Source organism: Micromonospora sp. NPDC049679 (assembly GCF_040659735.1).
GTDB lineage: Bacteria > Actinomycetota > Actinomycetes > Mycobacteriales > Micromonosporaceae > Micromonospora_I.
On the sequence record NZ_JBFANZ010000033.1, the window covers coordinates 23,085 to 39,461 of the forward strand.

The 16,377-nt window shown below is 72.2% G+C and carries 11 protein-coding genes; 7 read left to right on the top strand and 4 right to left on the bottom strand.

Annotated features, from left to right (window positions below; all coding sequences use genetic code 11):
- The first annotated feature begins 21 nt into the window (after positions 1-21).
- Positions 22-1,422 (top strand): hypothetical protein, encoded by a 1,401-nt coding sequence (locus AB0J06_RS20170; RefSeq protein WP_357430470.1) that lies wholly within the window; start codon positions 22-24, stop codon positions 1,420-1,422.
- 2 nt (positions 1,423-1,424) lie between these two features.
- Here the strand turns inward: AB0J06_RS20170 and AB0J06_RS20175 are convergent, their stop codons facing one another.
- On the bottom strand, positions 1,425-2,477 hold the full coding sequence (locus AB0J06_RS20175) for an NAD-dependent epimerase/dehydratase family protein (RefSeq protein WP_357430471.1): 1,053 nt from the start codon (positions 2,475-2,477) through the stop codon (positions 1,425-1,427).
- Between the two features lie 194 nt (positions 2,478-2,671).
- Between AB0J06_RS20175 and AB0J06_RS20180 the strand changes: the two genes are divergently transcribed.
- Entirely contained in the window at positions 2,672-4,951 is a 2,280-nt protein-coding gene (locus tag AB0J06_RS20180; protein WP_357430472.1) for an EAL domain-containing protein, read from the top strand.
- A 19-nt stretch (positions 4,952-4,970) separates the two neighbouring features.
- Here the strand turns inward: AB0J06_RS20180 and AB0J06_RS20185 are convergent, their stop codons facing one another.
- Positions 4,971-6,197 (bottom strand): polysaccharide biosynthesis protein, encoded by a 1,227-nt coding sequence (locus AB0J06_RS20185; RefSeq protein ID WP_357430473.1) that lies wholly within the window; start codon positions 6,195-6,197, stop codon positions 4,971-4,973.
- A 101-nt stretch (positions 6,198-6,298) separates the two neighbouring features.
- On the opposite strand from AB0J06_RS20185, the gene AB0J06_RS20190 reads away from it, so the two are divergent.
- From AB0J06_RS20190 to AB0J06_RS20205, 4 genes are read left to right on the top strand one after another with little or no spacing between them, the layout of a single operon-like run.
- On the top strand, positions 6,299-7,054 hold the full coding sequence (locus tag AB0J06_RS20190; RefSeq protein ID WP_357430474.1) for an FkbM family methyltransferase: 756 nt from the start codon (positions 6,299-6,301) through the stop codon (positions 7,052-7,054).
- Positions 7,055-7,106: 52 nt separating this feature from the next.
- Positions 7,107-7,847: a class I SAM-dependent methyltransferase gene (locus tag AB0J06_RS20195; RefSeq protein WP_357430475.1), complete on the top strand. Its 741-nt coding sequence runs from the start codon at positions 7,107-7,109 to the stop codon at positions 7,845-7,847.
- Between the two features lie 13 nt (positions 7,848-7,860).
- Positions 7,861-9,546 (top strand): hypothetical protein, encoded by a 1,686-nt coding sequence (locus AB0J06_RS20200; RefSeq protein ID WP_357430476.1) that lies wholly within the window; start codon positions 7,861-7,863, stop codon positions 9,544-9,546.
- 35 nt (positions 9,547-9,581) lie between these two features.
- The gene (locus AB0J06_RS20205) at positions 9,582-9,737 is read left to right on the top strand and encodes a hypothetical protein (protein WP_357430477.1); all 156 of its coding nucleotides are present in this window, start codon (positions 9,582-9,584) and stop codon (positions 9,735-9,737) included.
- Here the strand turns inward: AB0J06_RS20205 and AB0J06_RS20210 are convergent.
- Positions 9,722-10,912, bottom strand: coding sequence for a glycosyltransferase family 4 protein (locus AB0J06_RS20210; RefSeq protein ID WP_357430478.1), 1,191 nt, complete (start codon positions 10,910-10,912; stop codon positions 9,722-9,724). The genes AB0J06_RS20205 and AB0J06_RS20210 overlap by 16 nt on opposite strands.
- 243 nt (positions 10,913-11,155) lie before the next feature.
- Between AB0J06_RS20210 and AB0J06_RS20215 the strand changes: the two genes are divergently transcribed.
- Entirely contained in the window at positions 11,156-15,265 is a 4,110-nt protein-coding gene (locus AB0J06_RS20215) for an alpha-(1->3)-arabinofuranosyltransferase (protein WP_357430479.1), read from the top strand.
- Here the strand turns inward: AB0J06_RS20215 and AB0J06_RS20220 are convergent.
- On the bottom strand, positions 15,151-16,371 hold the full coding sequence (locus AB0J06_RS20220; protein ID WP_357430480.1) for an acyltransferase: 1,221 nt from the start codon (positions 16,369-16,371) through the stop codon (positions 15,151-15,153). The two genes, AB0J06_RS20215 and AB0J06_RS20220, sit on opposite strands and share 115 nt — an antisense overlap.
- Between the last annotated feature and the right edge of the window lie 6 nt (positions 16,372-16,377).

Sequence of the window (16,377 nt, forward strand, 5' to 3'; positions counted from 1 at the left end):
TCGCGTCGATAGCGTGGCCGCGTGCAGGAGGCGGGGCCCACCGTCCGCGCCGGGCGGCACCTGGACGCGGACGTCGCGGTGGCCGGCGCCGCGCTCGCCCTGGTGGCGGTCGCCTTCGTCGTCGGCTGGTGGCTCAACCGCGCCGGCGTCCCGCTCTACGCCGGCACCGCTCCGATCTTCGCCCGCTGGGGCGTCCGCGTCGGGCCCGGCACCCCGCTCGCCCTGCTCGTCGCCGCGGCCGTCGTCCAATACGGGCCGCCACTCGCCGCGCGACTGCCCTGGCGGCGGCTGCTCGCCGGGACGTACGCCGGCGCCGTCGGGTGGATCGTCTCGCTGGCCCTGATCGACGGTTGGCACGACGGCCTGGCCACCAAGCTCGACCAGGAGCAGGAGTACCTGCCCGAGGTGGCCGGCGTGACCGACATCCCGGCGACGGTGCGCGGCTTCGCCGCCAGGATCATCGACTTCCAGCCCGACTCCTGGAACACCCACGTCGCCGGGCACCCGCCCGGCGCGCTGCTGGTCTTCGTCTGGCTCCACCGGATCGGCCTCGGCGGCGCGGACTGGGCGGCCGTCGTCTGCGTCGCGGCCGGCGCGCTCACCGCCGTCGCCGTACCCGTCACGCTGCGCGCGCTCGGTGACGAGGCCGCCGCCCGGGCAGCGGCGCCGTTTCTCGTGCTCTTTCCCGGCGCCGTGTGGCTGGGGGTCTCCGCCGACGCGATCTTCGCCGGGGTGACCGCCACCGGCATCGCGCTGCTCGCCCTCGGCGCCGCGCGCGGCGGCGGCGCCGGCACCATCGCGGCCCTGGCGGGCGGCGCGCTGCTCGGCTTCGGGCTGTTCCTTTCGTACGGCATGACGTTGACGGCACCGCTGGCGCTCGCCACCGCGCTCGTGCTCGGCCGGATCCGACCGCTGCTGATCGGCGCCGCCGGGACGCTGACCGTGGTCGCCGTCTTCGCCGTCGCCGGTTTCTGGTGGTACGACGGCTACCACCTCGTGGTCGACCGCTACTACCAGGGCATCGCCCACGAGCGCCCCTACGCCTACTGGGTCTGGGCCAACCTGGCCTGCCTCGTGCTCGCCGCCGGACCCGCGGCGGCGCCCGTGCTGCGCCGCGTCCTGCTCGCGGTCCGACCGGCACGGCCCCCGCGGCAGGATCCGGTCGCGTCGCCCCGCCTCCAGCGGGTGGTGGCCCGCGCGCGGGCCGCACCGGTGGCGCTCCCCCTGGCGGCCGGGATCGCTATCACCGCGGCCGACCTCTCCGGCCTGAGCAAGGCCGAGGTCGAACGGATCTGGCTCCCGTTCTCCGTCTGGCTGCTCGCCGGCGCCGCGCTGCTCCCCGGCGGGCACCGACGCCGGTGGCTCATCGCACAGGCCGTCACCGCGCTGACCGTCAACCATCTGCTCCTCACCGTCTGGTGAGGTCAGGGACGGCCCGCCGACTGACGCATCGGCTCAGCCGCGAACGCCGTCATCCCCGTGGCGAAGTCCCGCTCCGCCCGGAAGCCCAGCACCGCCGCCGCCTTCGCCGGGTCGGCCACCACATGCCGTACGTCGGCGGGCCGGCAGCCGCCGATCACCACCGGTGCCGGCCCGTTCGTCGCCGTCGCCAGCGCCTGCGCCAGATCGCCGATCGTGTGCGGCTGTCCCGAACAGACATTGACCGGCTCGAAGTGCCCGTCCGGCAGCTCCGTCTCCACCGCGAGCCGATTGGCGACCGCCACATCGTCCACATGAACGAAGTCCCGCCGCTGCAGCCCGTCCTCCAGCACGCGGGGCGCCTCACCCCGGGCGAGCGCCGACCGGAAGAGCGAGGCGACCCCGGCGTACGGGGTGTCGCGTGGCATCCCGGGACCGTAGACGTTGTGGTAGCGCAACGCCCACACCCGCCCGCCGGTCTGCGCCGTCCACGCCGCGGCCAGGTGCTCCTGGGCCACCTTCGTCGCCGCGTACGTGCTCCGCGGCGCGAGCGGCGCGCTCTCGGTCACCAACTCGGGCCGCAACGGCGCCGCGCACTCGGGGCACAGGTGCTCGTACCGGCCGGCCAGCAGGTCCTGCGGGCGCCGCCGGTCCACCCGGACCTCGTCGTGCAGCTCGCAGGCGTAGCTGCCCTCGCCGTAGACCACCATCGAGCTGGCGAGGACCAGTCGGCGAACTCCGGCGCGGTACATCGCGGCCAGCAGCACCGCGGTGCCGTAGTCGTTGTGGCTGGCGTACGTCGGGGCGTCGTTGGGGTTGAGCCCGTGCCCGACCATCGCCGCCTGGTGGCAGACGATATCCACGTCACTCAGTAACCGGTCTACCAACTCTGTGTCGCGAACATCCCCTATGATCACCCCGGGAGCGTCGGGTCGGCCGTCGCCGTGGGCCTCGGGCAGCAGGGCGTCCAAGCCGACGACCTCGTGGCCCCCGGCGCTCAGCGCCCGAGCCACACGCCCGCCGATGAAACCTGCCGCACCGGTGACCAGCACCCGCATCCCGCGAGAATAGCCACCGGAACGGCCGGCCGGACCCGATTTTCGCAGCCGGGCACCGTTGGGCGCACGGAGGTGCTCAGGTAGGCGTCTCGCCTGCCGATGTGCTGCTGTCGGAAGGTCTTGCGTAGGAGGTCGGGTTGCCGAGTGCTGCTGAGGGGACGGTGCGCCCTTTCCGGCTGACGCCGATGCTCTCAGTGAGTATCGTGTTGACCGGCGGGAGCGCGCTGTGGTTGACCGGTGCGCTGGTGGGCTGGTGGCGAGCGCCCGTGGTCGGCTGGCTCGGGGTGCAGGCGCTCTCCGTCATGGCCACCTGGAACTGCTGGCGTACGGCCGCCACGCCGGATCTCGCCGCGCCGGCCCGCCGCTTCTGGCGCTGGGTGTCACTCGGCACCGCTTTACTGACCGCGGCCACCGTCAGCGGCATGATCGATTCGCTGGGCGGTCCCGACGCACCCACCCAGCGGATGAGCCCGCTCACGATCGGGCTCTACGTCGGCACGATCCTGGCGGTCCAGTGGGGGCTGCTGCGGCTGCCCACCGATGGGCGCTCGCGCGCCCTGTGGCTGCAGTTCATCCTCGACAGTGGCGCCGTCATGGTCACGGCCGCGGTCTTCGCCTGGCACTTCTCCTTCCGCCATCACGAGCAGTGGAAGCTCACCACCGGTTCCGTCTGGCCGCTGCTCGCCGTCCTCGTCCTCGCGTTCGTCGCGATCGTCGCCTTCGTCAAGGTCTCCTCGGTCGGGTTCGGCCCTCTCGACCGGGGCACCCTGCGGCTCCTGGCCATCGCGACCGCCGCCAGCGCCGTCGCCGGCGCGCTCGCGCCGATGTTCGCCGGATACCCGTACGTCTCCGCCGCCCATCTCGCGGCTCCCGTCGCCTGTTTCGTGCTCGCGTTCGCGGCGGACCGGCAGCGCCGCGCGGCCGGCGTGGCCCTTCCGCCGCCGGCCCCGCGCCACGGCTGGAGCATCCTGCCCTACGCGGCGGTGGCCGCGACGAACGCGCTGCTCCTGTTCGACCACGATGACTCCGACCGCCGCTACCTCGTGGCCGGTGCCGTCACCCTCACCACCATCGTGGTCATCCGGCAGATCGCCGCGTTCGCCGACAACAGCCGGTTGCTCGCCCGGGTGGACGGCAGCCTGCAGGAGTTGCGTGATGCGCGCGACCAGCTCGCCCACCAGGCCACCCGCGACGAACTCACCCAGCTCCCCAACCGCCGCCTGCTGCACCAGCGCGTCGAGGAGGCGCTGGAGCGGTTCCCGCCCGAGACGGTGCATCTGGCGTTGATCGACCTCGACGACTTCAAGACGGTCAACGACCGGCTCGGCCACCATGTCGGCGACGACCTGCTGCTCGCCGTGGCGCAGCAGCTCACCGGGGTGACCAGGCCGCCGACCCTGGTCGGCCGGCTCGGCGGTGACGAGTTCGCCCTGTTGCTGGCGCCGGCGTCCGCCGCTCAGGCCGACACGGCCGTGCGGCTCGTCGCCGAGGCCCTGCAACGTCCGCTGCACGCCGGCGCCCATGAGCTGCTGGTGCGGGCGAGCGTCGGGCTGACCGACGCCGCCGGCACGCGCGAGCCACGAGAGCTGCTGCGCCGCGCCGACGTGGCGATGTACGCGGCCAAGGACCGCGGCAAGCACCGGCTGGCCCGGTACGAGCCCTCCCTCGACCAGGACGCCCGGGAATACGCATGGATGGGGGCGCAGCTGCGCCGGGCGATGGACCAGGGCGAGCTGCACCTCGTCTACCAGCCGATCGTCGAGCTGCCGCTCGGCCGGATGGTCGCCGCCGAGGCCCTGATCCGGTGGCAGCATCCGGAGCGCGGCTTCATGCCGCCCGACGTCTTCATCCCGGTGGCCGAACGCAACGGCCTCATCGTCCCGCTGGGCGAGTGGATCCTGCGGGAAGCGTGCCGGCAGGCTGCCGAGTGGCAGCACATGGACGGCGGCGACGCGATCCGGAAGCTCTCCGTGAATGTGTCCGCCCGGCAGTTGCGCGAGCCCGACTTCGCCGCCACCGTCGCGGCGATCCTGACGGAGACCGGACTCGACGTCGGCCGCCTCGCTGTGGAGATCACCGAGACCGCCGTGTTCGACGGCGGTGAGGCGCTGGACTCCGTACGTGCTCTGCGTGAACTCGGCGTCACACTGGCGCTGGACGACTTCGGCACCGGCCACTCGTCGCTCGGACTGCTGCGCACCTGTCCCGTCGACATCCTCAAGGTGGACAAGAGCTTCGTCGACGAGGTCACGACGCAGAGCGATCAGGCCGTCATCGCGACGGCGTTGATCCAGATCGCCGGCGGGCTCCGTCTCCAGGCCGTCGCCGAAGGGGTCGAGACCGCGATCCAGGCCACCCACCTGCACGAGTTGGGCTACCGCTTCGCGCAGGGCTACCACTTCGCCCGGCCGATGCCGGCGGCCCAGCTCACCGCCCTGCTGAAGAGCGGCGCGCCGGACACCGTACCGGCCTAGCCGGACCGCCTCCCGCGGGTCAGGACGTCAGGACCCCGACCCGGTCGGCGGCGGGCCGCGCGGTCAGCGTGGCGACGGCGGTGGCGATCGTGGTGAGGAGGGCGGTGATCAGCGCGGTCAGCACGATGCCCTGGAGCGTGTGCGGCGCGATGAACAGCACCGCCACCACGAACCCGACGGTGGCCACCCACAGCGGCGCGGACGGCCATCGCGCGCCGGCCGCCACCTGGGCGTTGACCAGCGCGAACACCAGCGCGTAGAGGGCGCCCGACGAGGCGAACAGCCAGGCGTACCGGCCGAATGCGACGTAGTCCCGTCCGCCGGCGAGGCCGAAGGCCAGGTCGCCGGCGACCGCGGACGCCAGAACCAGCACCGCGCCGGACGCCGCGACCAGGCCGACAGTGACGGCCCGGGTGCGCCGGTCGCCGCGCGCCAGCCGGGGCAGCGCGATCACGGTCACCACCTGTGGCGCCCAGAGCGCGCCCTTGGTGAGCACCGCGCCGATCGCGTACGCACCGGACTCGGCAGGGGAGAGCAGGTGCCGGGCGAGGATCAGATCCGCGTACGACACGACGAGCATCGCCAGGGTGGCGCTGCTGGCGGTCATCACGTGGCGCGCGTTGAGCCCGCCGGGGACCGCGGGCGATCCGGCGGGCGCGGACGATGCGGCGAGCCGGGCCATGACCGGCAGCGCGAGATAGGCCACGACGACCCCGACCACGAGCGATCCGGTGAGCCCGGAACCGAACGCGAGCCCGGCGATGATTCCGACGTTGCGGCCGACGGCGAGGATCGTCATGCCGACGGCGAGTCGCAGGAAGCGTTGGTCGCCCTGCAGTTCGCCGAGCCATCCGCAGCCGATGACCAGCGCGACCGCCATGGCCGCCAGCAGGACCGGCATCTCGGTCGACAGGTGCAGGGCGGCGGTGAGCAGTGGGGTCGCCGCGAGGAGCGCGCCGCCGCAGACCAACGCCGTCACCAGCGTCAGCCGCCGGGCGGCGACCGGGCCGTGCTTGGCCCGCTGCACGGCCACCGCGATCTGCAACCCCAGGCCGGGCACCGTGGCGATGGCGGAGAGCGCGAGCGCGGTGGCGAGGGCGCTCAGGTCACCGGGCGTCAGGTGGCGCGCGCCCAGCACCGGGACGAGGTAGGCGAGACCGTTCCCCACCGCGCCGGCGACCGCGACCGCGGCACTCGCCGCGCCCAGCCGGCCGGTGCCGGAGTCCTTCGTCATCGTCTCTGTCATGCCGCCCTGCGTCGAGTGAGGTCTTCCAATCGGTGCGGCCGCGCGTAAAGTGTCGCCACCGTCGGTGCCGTCGCATCGGACAGCGTAATGAGGAGGTCAATGTGGCACGTGGCACCGGGCTGCTGACGCAGCTCAGCTCCGGCATCGCGTCGATGCTCCCCGAACGACTGGTCGCCGCCGGCATCCGACGTGTCTACCCGCGCGTCGAACCCGAACTCGCCCGGCTCGCGGACTTCGCGCCACGCGGCGGGACCGCGATCGATGTCGGCGCGTGGTACGGGCCGTGGACGGCGCGTCTGCGGGCCATCGCCGACCAGGTCGTCGCGCTCGAGCCGAACGCACAGCTCGCCGCCGCCGTCGAGACGGCCTTTCCCGACGTGCGGGTGGTCCGCGCCGTCGCCTCGGATCATCCGGGCACCGCCGAGCTCTTCCTGCCCCCGGCCGGACCCGCGGTCGGCACCTCGTCGCTCGAGTACGGCGACGGACCGTCGGTCACCGTTCCCCGGATCACGATCGACGGGCTCGACCTCACGGACGTGCGGTTCATCAAGATGGATGTCGAGGGGCATGAGCTGCCGGCGTTACGCGGCGCGGCCGCGACGATCCGCCGGGACGCCCCGCTGCTGCTCGTCGAGGTCGAGGAGCGGATCCAACCGATCGAGCCGATCGTGGAACTCCTCGGCGGGTGGGGCTACCAGGGGTTCGTGATGCCGGAGGAGCGTTGGGTGCCGCTCGCCGGCTTCGACCTCGTCGCCCACCAGCGCTCGGCGATCGCGCGGGTGCACCAGAGTTTCGCCCGGCGCGTGCTGGTGCCGCGGCCACGCTACGTCAACTCGGTGCTCTTCCGGCGGGACTGAGCTCCCGCGCAGTCCCCCACTCCAGGCCGTGTCGTCAATACAGGAGCAAGCCGTGATCTCGTCCACTCCGCACCGCGCCGACGTCGCCCGCTCGGTGCGCCTGTTCCGGGCCTTCCGCAAGGAACAGACCGATCCCGACTTCTTCTACGGGCTCCTCGCCGACGACACCGTCAGCCAGTTGCGGACGTACACGGATCTTGATGGGGCCCTCGTGGTCGACGTCGGCGGGGGCGCGGGGTACTTCGCGGAGGCACTGCGCGGCGCGGGCGCGCAGATCGTCTTCGTCGATTGCGACGCGGGCGAGATGTCCGCCCGTGGTGGCGGGATCCCGGCCGGCGGCGTCCTCGGCAGCGCTCTGGAGTTGCCGATCCGCACCGGCTCGGTCGACGTCTGCTTCTCGTCCAACGTGCTCGAGCACGTGCCGCAGCCGTTCACGATGGCGGACGAGATGGTCCGGGTGACCCGTCCGGGCGGCACGATCTACCTCTCCTTCACCAACTGGCTCTCGCCGTGGGGTGGTCACGAGACGTCGCCGTGGCACTACTTCGGCGGGCGCCGGGCCGCTCTGCGCTACGAGCGGCGGCACGGTCGGCGCCCGAAGAACGTCTTCGGCGAGAGCATGTACGCGGTCTCGATCGCCGACACGCTACGCTGGGCGCGCCGGCAGACCGGGGCCGAGATCGTCGACGTAATGCCGCGCTACCTGCCCCGGTGGGCCAAGCCGCTGGTCCGGGTTCCCGGCGTCCGTGAGGTGCTCACCTGGAATCTCGTCCTCGTTCTGCGTAAGCGCTGACGGGTCGGTGTCCGTGGGGGGGAGAACGGAGCTGCGGGACCGGCTCGGCCTGCACGCCGTCGCGGCCGCGCTGACCCTGCTCGTCCTCGCACCGCTGGTCCGGCCGGGATACGTCCTGCGCTACGACATGGTCTTCGTGCCCCGGCAGCCGCTGCGCTGGGATCTGATCGCCCCGGGTGACGCGTTGCCGAGAGCGGTGCCGCAGGACGCGGTGGTGTCGCTGCTCAGTCAGGTCGCGCCGGGTTGGCTGTTGCAGCGGGTGGCGCTGGGCGCGGCCATCTGGCTCGCCGCCGTCGGTGCGGCACGGCTGGTGCCCGCGCAGCGGCGGTTGACCCGGGTGATCGCTGCCGTCGGGTACGCCTGGACTCCGTACCTGGCGGAACGGTTGCTGCTGGGCCAGTGGGGGCTGCTGCTGGCGTACGCCGCGTTGCCCTGGCTGGTCGCGGCCGCGATCGGCGTCCGCACCGGCCGGCGGGGCGCGCTGCCCCGCCTGGTGGTCGCCGCCGCGGCGGCGGCGATCACGCCCACCGGGGGTGTGCTGGCCCTGTTGACCACGGTGGTGCTCGTGCCGGGCCGGCGCGTGCCGGGGCCGCGCATGACGCTCGCCGCGCTGGGTGCGGTCGCCGCGCTCAACGCGCCCTGGCTCGCCGCGGCGGCGGTCACCGTGGCCGGTGGCCGTTCGGATCCGCTCGGCGTGGCCGCCTTCGCGGCGCGCGGCGAGAACTGGGCTGGTCCGCTGGGGGCGTTGGCCGGCACGGGCGGCATCTGGAACGCGCAGACGACGCCGGCGAGTCGCGCCTCGCTGCTCGTGCCGCTTGTCACCGTCGGCCTGCTGGCGCTTGCCGCCGCCGGCTTCCCGGTGCTGCGGCGCCGCTGGCCGGACGGGGTGGCGACGCGGCTGGGCGTGCTCGCCGTCGGGGCGTTCGTCCTCGCGTCCGCCGGGGTGCTGCCCGGCGTCGCCGACGCGCTGCGCTGGCTGGTGGCGGAGGTGCCCGGCGCGGGTCTGCTGCGGGACGGGCAGAAACTGCTCATTCCGTACGCGCTCTGCCTGGTGCTCTGCGCGGCGCTCGGTGCGGAACGGCTCGCCGCACGCCTGCCCCGGCCACGGGACCGGATGGTGCTGGTCGGTCTGGTTCTTCTGCCGGTCGTGGTCCTCCCGGACCTGGCGTTGGGTGCGGGCGGGCGGCTGCGCCCGGTGCGGTATCCGGACGATTGGCGAACGGTTGAGCGGCTGGTCGCGGCCGATCCGGGGCCGGTGCTGTCGCTGCCGTTGACGATGTACCGCTCGTACGGCTGGAACCCCGGCACGGTGGTGATCGACCCGCTGCCGCGGTATCTCCCGGCCGAGGTGATCACGGATGACACGCTCATCGTCGGGGATCTCGTGATCACCGGCGAGAACGAACGGGTCCGGCGAATCAGGGCATTGCCGGCCAATGGCGCTTCGGCGGCGACAAGTGGGGTGCGGTGGGTGGTGGTGCAGCACGGTTCCCGTGGCGCACCGCCCGCGGGGTGGTGGACGGGCCTGCAGCCGGTCCACAGTGGCCCGGACCTGACCCTCTACCGGAACCCGGCCGTGACGCCCGACGCCCGGCCACCCACGCGCGGGCGATGGATCGCCCTCCTCGGCGCAGTGCTCGCGCTCGTTGTGCTAGGCGCCGCGATCGGAGCCCTGTTGCGACGTCCTACCGCGTGGTAGCGTGCCGCGACGTGCGTCACTAGAAGGAGGCTGCAATGCCCAAGCCGCTCACCTTGCTGCTGGCCGGAGTCGTCGGTGCGGTGCTCGCCGTGCTGGGCGTCGCGGCGGTGGCTCCGTTGCTGACGGTATCGCTGCAGAACGCCGCCAACACTCAGACTGCCGAGCAGCCCGAGGTCTACGGCAACAGGTAGGACTCGATCGCCGGCGGCACGGCGACTGCCGTGACCGCCGCGACGAGGTTGCTGAACCGTTCTCCCGACGCCGCCCAGGTGAACTGGGCGGCGTGCTCTTGTGCCGCCTGTCCCATCGCGTTGCGCTGGTCGCCGTCTGCGAGCAGTTCCCGCACGCGCTTGATGAAGTCGGGCTCGTCGTCGGCGAGCCATCCGGTCCGGCCATCGACGACCGCCTCGGCGACGCCGCCCGCCTCCCGGAAGGCCACCGTGGGCGTGCCCACCGCACCGGCCTCCACGATGGTCAGTCCCCACCCTTCCTTCAATGACGGGGTGAGCGCGACCCACGCGGACGAGAGCAGCTCGTGCTTCTCGGCATCGGTAACAAAACCCGCGAACCGCACCCGATCACTGATGCCCAACTCTTCGGCGAGCTCCCGCAGTTGCGGCTCCCACCAGCCCTGTCCGGCCACGACGAGTCGAAGTGTGGGGAACTGCTCCACCAGCTCGCGCACCGCCCGGAGCGCGACCTCCACCCGCTTGTGCGGGACGAGCCTGCAGAGCACCACCAGCGACGGGTGGGAGGTCTTGGCGGTCGGCGTCGTGGGCATCTCCGGCGTGCCGTTGTGCACGACCGTCACCCGCTCGGGCTCGACCCCGAGGATCGAGAGTTCGTCGCGGGTGGCCGCCGAAACGGTGACGTACCGGCAGTTGCGGTAGACGCGGACACCGAGCCTGGACTCCACCCACCAACCGAACCGCGCGCCCACCGCGCCCAGCACCACCGACCACTGCTCGCGGTGTACGTGGTGCACCAGTGCGACAACCGGGCGTCGGGAGTACAGCCGGCAGAGGAACGGCAGTCCGTTGCAGACGTCGACGAGCAGATCGGGACGGCCGAGCCCGGACCGCGCAAGCCGCCCCAAACCGATGAATCCGGCCAAATACATCAGCGCGGCGTAGAAATAGACGGTGTGCCGCCCACCCCGGCGCAGAAATCGGACCCCGGCGTCGTTTACCTCCTCGTCCGATGCGCCCGGATATGCGGCACATAGGATGGTTGCCTGGTGCCCACGGGCGACGAGTTCCCCGGCGATCCGCTCGACGTAGACCTCCGACCCCCCACCTTCGGGGTTGCCCGTGTCCCGCCAGTTCAGAAAGAGCACGTGCTGTCCGGGGGCGACAAGGGTGTGCACACCTGCTCCTACTGCCGAGTAGTCTTCGCGATCGCGCCACACTATGGGCTGCGTCACGGCCCCCGCAATGGCCCGATGGCGCGACCGGGACGGAAACCAATGACGGCGACCACGGCAGGAGGGGACGCCATGCGGCCGACAGCGGTCGGAGCGCCGCCCCCAGCGGGCGTCAACCAGGCCTCGCGAGCGGTGTGGCGCCTGCGCAACGTAGCCGCTTGTGCCCTGCTGACCGCACTGTCCTTTTTGCAGCAACCCGGTCTGACCGTTGCCGACTCGAAGAGCGACCTCGTGGTCGACCCGGTGGGCTGGCTCCAGCGGGCGGCGCACGTCTGGTACCCCGACAGCACCTTCGGACAGCTGCAGAACCAGGCGTACGGATACTTCTGGCCGATGGGACCGTTCTTCGCCGGCGGCCACGTTCTGGGCATTCCGCCCTGGGTCGTGCAGCGGCTGTGGTGGGCGTTGCTGATGTGCGTCGCCTTCAGCGGCGTCGTCGCGCTCGCCGGTCGACTGCGGATCGGCACGCCGACGGCGCGGCTCATCGCCGGTGTCGCGTTCGCGCTCTCCCCCCGACTGCTCACCGAGATGGGCGCCATCTCCGTCGAGGCGTGGCCGAGCGCCGTGGCGCCCTGGGTGCTCGTGCCCCTCGCCGGGTTACGCCGGGGAGCATCCCTGCGCGCGGCGGTGACCCGATCCGCCATCGCTGTCGTCTGTGCCGGAGGTGCGAACGCGACCGCCGTCCTCGCGGTGGTGCCGCTGGCACTGCTCCTGCTCGCGACTCTGCAGCCGCTGCGTCGCCGGATCCTCGCCATCGTCGCCTGGTGCGTCGCGATCGGCTGCGCCACCGCCTGGTGGCTGGTCCCGCTGCTGGTCCTGGGTCGTTACAGTCCGCCATTTCTCGACTACATCGAGACGGCGCAGGTGACGACCCGGGTTACCGACTCGGTCGCCGTGATGCGCGGCGCCTCGCACTGGTTGGGCTACTACGCCGACGCGCACGGCCCGGCGTGGTCGGCCGGATGGCGGCTGGCGACCGAACCGCTGCTGGTCGCGGCGACTCTCGCCGTGACAGCTCTCGGTGTCGCGGGACTCGCCCGGCGTGGCATGCCGCACCGCAGATTTCTGATCACGGGGCTCCTCGTCGGTCTCGCCCTGGTCGGGCTCGGACACATCGGCTCGGTCGACGGCATCGCAGCCGACCTGCAGCGGCAGTTCCTCGACCATGCCGGCGCGCCGTTGCGCAACGTGCACAAGTTCGACGTGGTGCTGCGACTTCCCCTCGTGCTCGGGATGGCGCACCTGCTGGGCGCCTTCCAACGGTCCGCCGCCGTCGCCGGAACCTCCGCGCATCCGGCCCGTAGGCGGGCGATCGCGGTCACCGTCGCCGCAGTAGGTGCGATCGCGGTCGCTGCGACCCCGGCGCTCGCCGGTGGGCTGCCGGTCCGTGGCAGCTACGCCACCGTTCCGGCCTACTGGCGGGACGCTTCGCAGTGGCTCGACAAAAACCTCGACCACGAACATGTGCTGGTCGTGCCGGCCGCGCGCTTTCCGCAGTACCGCTGGGGAGGCCCGACGGACGAGATAACCCAGTCCCTGATGCGGGGCGGGTGGGGCGTCCGCAATGCCATCCCCCTGACACCGCCGACGACCGTGCGGCTGCTCGACGCAATCGAATCGGTCCTGGCCAACGGAGCCGGCTCGCCGGGGCTCGCCGATCTGCTGGCCCGCTCCGGGGTGCGGTACCTGCTCGTTCGCTCCGACCTCAATTACGGCGCCTCCGGCGCCGCCCGCCCGCTGCTGGTGCACCAGGCTCTGGAACGCTCGCCGGGGATGCGGTCAGTGGCCGGGTTCGGGCCGGAGGTGGGCGGCGACAAGCTGCTCGGGAGCTACGTCGACCAGGGGCTGGACGTCCCCGTGCGGGCGATCGAGGTCTTCGAGGTCGAACAGGCCGTGGATCGGGTGGTCGCGTACGAGGCCCGGGACGTGACGACAGTGGTCGGCGGACCCGAATCACTGCTGGAGCTCGCGGCGGCGGGGCAGCTGCCGCCGGCCCCGACCGTGCTCGCCGGGGACCTCGGCAAGCGGCTGGAGCCAGGGCGGGTCGCCGTCACGGACGGACTGCGTCGCCGCGAGGTCGCGTTCGGGTTGCCGTACGACAGCACGTCGAGCACCCAGGAAGCTTCCGAGCGACCGCGCCTCGGCGCTCCGGCCGCCGACTTCCTGCCCGCATGGGGCGATGATCAGACGACGGTCGTCCGATACGAGGGCGTGCAACGTGTCTCCGCGTCCAGTTCCTGGGGCCAGGCCAACTGGCTCTCCGGCACCCGACCGGCACACCACGCGTTCGCGGCGCTCGACCGCGATCCCGCGACATCGTGGCGATCGGCACCGGGCAGCACACCGGCGGGACAGTGGCTCGAGGTGGAGCTGGCCGAACCGCGCAAGCTTTCGCAGCTGCGGCTGCGGGTCGATCTCGACGCGGATGTGTGGCCAACCCGGGTCTCGGTCAGCGCCGGGGCGGAGAGCGCGACGGCGGACGTCGTGGACGGTGTCGCCGACGTGCGCCTGCCCGGCAATGTCGCCAGCAAACGCGTACGGGTCGTCATCGACGCGGCGGTCGCCACCCGGATCGACAGCGGCACCGTCGGGATCGCCGAGCTGGAGATTCCGGGCGTGACCGCGGAACGCACCCTCGTCGTCCCTGCCCCTCCGAACGCAGGGACCGTCTCGACGGTGGTTGCCAGCGCCGCGCCCAGCGCCGCCTCCTGCTTCTTCCTCAGCGACAGCGCCCGCTGCGCGGAGGGGGTGTCGCGCGGCTCTGAGGACGGCCAGCAGATCGACCGCACGGTGACGTTGCCGCAGGGGGGTCGGTACACCCCGACTCTCTCGGTACGGCCTCGGCCGGGCCCGCAGCTGAATGAGCTGCTCGACCGCCAGCTCGCCGGGCGCGACAAGAGGCCGACCGTGACCGCGTCGTCCACCCGGCTGCCCGACCCGGCTGCCCGCGCCGGCGCGATCTTCGACGGAAGCCCGTCGACCGCATGGCAGCCGGCGGTCGGCGACCCGAACCCGTGGTTGCGGTTGGCGTGGCAGGAGCCGCACAAGCTGACGGGTCTGCGCTTCACCCTCCCACCGGAGCTCGGCGCCACCCGGCCCGACCGGGTGCAGGTGGTGGGGGACAACGGCATCCTGGCCGGAAAGTTCAACCTGGACGGTGTGTTCACGTTCGACCAGCCATTGACGACCCGGACCCTCACCGTGCTCTTCTCCGCCGGTATCCCGATGACGTCCTACGACCCCTACTCGAACCGGCGAACGTTGCTGCCGATCGGGGTCGGTGAGCTTGCTGTACTGCCATCCGGGACGAGCCGGCGCGCGCAACTCGACGATCAGGTCACGGTGCCGTGCGGAGAGGGTCCGAGCCTCCGGGTCGGCGGGATCCGGCTGGAAACGACGTTCACGGCGACGTTGCGGGAACTCCTCGAGTTGCGGGAGGTACCGGCCCGGGTCTGCCTGCGCGGTGACGGCACTGTGCCGGTCGACGCAGGCGAGTCGCACCTGATGAGTGCCGCGACAGACGTGGTCACCCCCGTGCGGATCGCGCTGACTCATGGGCGACCTACCTCGCCGCAGGCCGGCACCCCGGTCCGCATCGACAAGTGGTCGACAACGCAGCGTCAGCTGCAGCTGGACCCGCACCCGGTCCAGCGGGTGCTGGCACTGCGCGAGAACACGAACCCCGGCTGGCGGGCGACGGCGGCCGGCAAGACACTGGTGCCGATCGTCGTGGACGGGTGGCAACAGGGCTGGGTCGTTCCCGCCGGTGTCGGCGGCCCCGTCGTGCTGTCTTTCACGCCCGACACGCCGTACCGGACCGGTCTCGTCGCCGGTGCGGGCCTCGTCGCCGGGGTGCTGCTGCTCGCGGTGCTGCCGACGCGACGCTCGAACACCGTCACACCCGTCCCGTCCCGCCGCGAGCGTCGGCGGCGGTGGCTGCTGGCCGCGGTCGGTGGCGTCGCGTTACTTGTATTCGGCGGGACGGCGGCGATCGGTCTGGTCATCGTCGGAGTGATCATGGTTGTGGGTGGGCGACGGGTGTCCGAGCATCTCTCCACGTCCGACCGGTGGCGGTGGGAGCGCGCGCGTCGGTCCCTACGCTGGCTCCTGCCCGTCGCCTTCTTCGCCGTGGCCGGATGGCAGTCGATGACCGTGGCCGAACCGCATACCGCGGCCGCCCCTCAGCTCGCCGTGCTGGCGACGCTGGTGGCGCTGTGGCTCTCGGTCGCCATGCCCGCACGGGGCCGCGGCACGACGGTCCCGCCTCGCCGCGTCGGCGCCGCCGACCAGCGCTGAAACGGCCGCTCCACGGCGTAGTAGCTGATCGTCGCGAGCACCAGGCCGCCGCCGAGCGTCATCGCGAACGTGCTCGGCAGGCCGCCGGTGAAGGGCTGCCGATCACCGAGGAGATAGATGAGTTCCAGCACGAGCATGTGCCACAGGAAGAGCCCGTACGAGATGGTGCCCAACCAGCGGACGGGTGCCGTGCTGAAGACCGCCTTCGTCCGGGTCGCCGGCCCGAACGCCAGGGATATCAGGATCAGCACTGCGATGCCGAGGTAGAGCAGCTGCTTGATGCCGAACTGTGCGGCGGTGGGCTCAACCAGGAATCGGGGTCCGGCCAACGGGGTGGTCGCCACCGCAAGCAGTGCGAGCGCGATCGCCCAGCAGGCCAACGGAGCGGCGCCGAGCGTGTCGAGAACCTGCCAGCGCGGAGGGGCGGTGCCGGTGCGGAGCGCGACGTGCGCGGCGGCCAGCGCCATCCCGCCGCCGAACCATGCCGCGTACGCGGGCAGCCATAGCGTCGGCAGCGCCCGGCTGATGTCACCCATCGCCATGGCCGCGACCCAACCGGCGGTGACCAGCAGCGTGCTGGTGGTAACGAGCATCGTCCTCACGGGACGCCAACGCCGACCGAGCGCGAAGATCGCGAAGAGCGGCAGCGCGAGATAGAACGCTGCTTCCGTGGCGAGGCTCCAGCTTTGTCCGAGGCCGGGACGCAGCTGCAGCGGCGCGTAGATCTGGGTCAGCGTGAGGTGCCGGACCCAGTTCTCCAGGGACGACGATGCGTTCGCTGGCAGGAGCGTCATGCACGCGACGACGGCTACCCAGTACGCCGGCAGGATGCGGAGCGCCCGGCGCCACAGGTAACGCCCGGTCTTCGGCCGCGGTTGCCGGACCGCCGCGGCGTAGGCGTACGGGCGGAACAGCAGAAATCCGGAGAGCACGAAGAAGATCGCGACGCCGACGTCGAGCCGGGCTGTCCAGCCACCCCAGGCGGTGCCGGTCGTCGTACCGGTCATGAAGCCGACGTGGGTACCCACGACTGCGAGCGCCCCCACCATGCGCAGACCATCGAGGGAGGGCAGACGCGGCATGGCCGCTGGCGGGGCAATGAACATCAGACG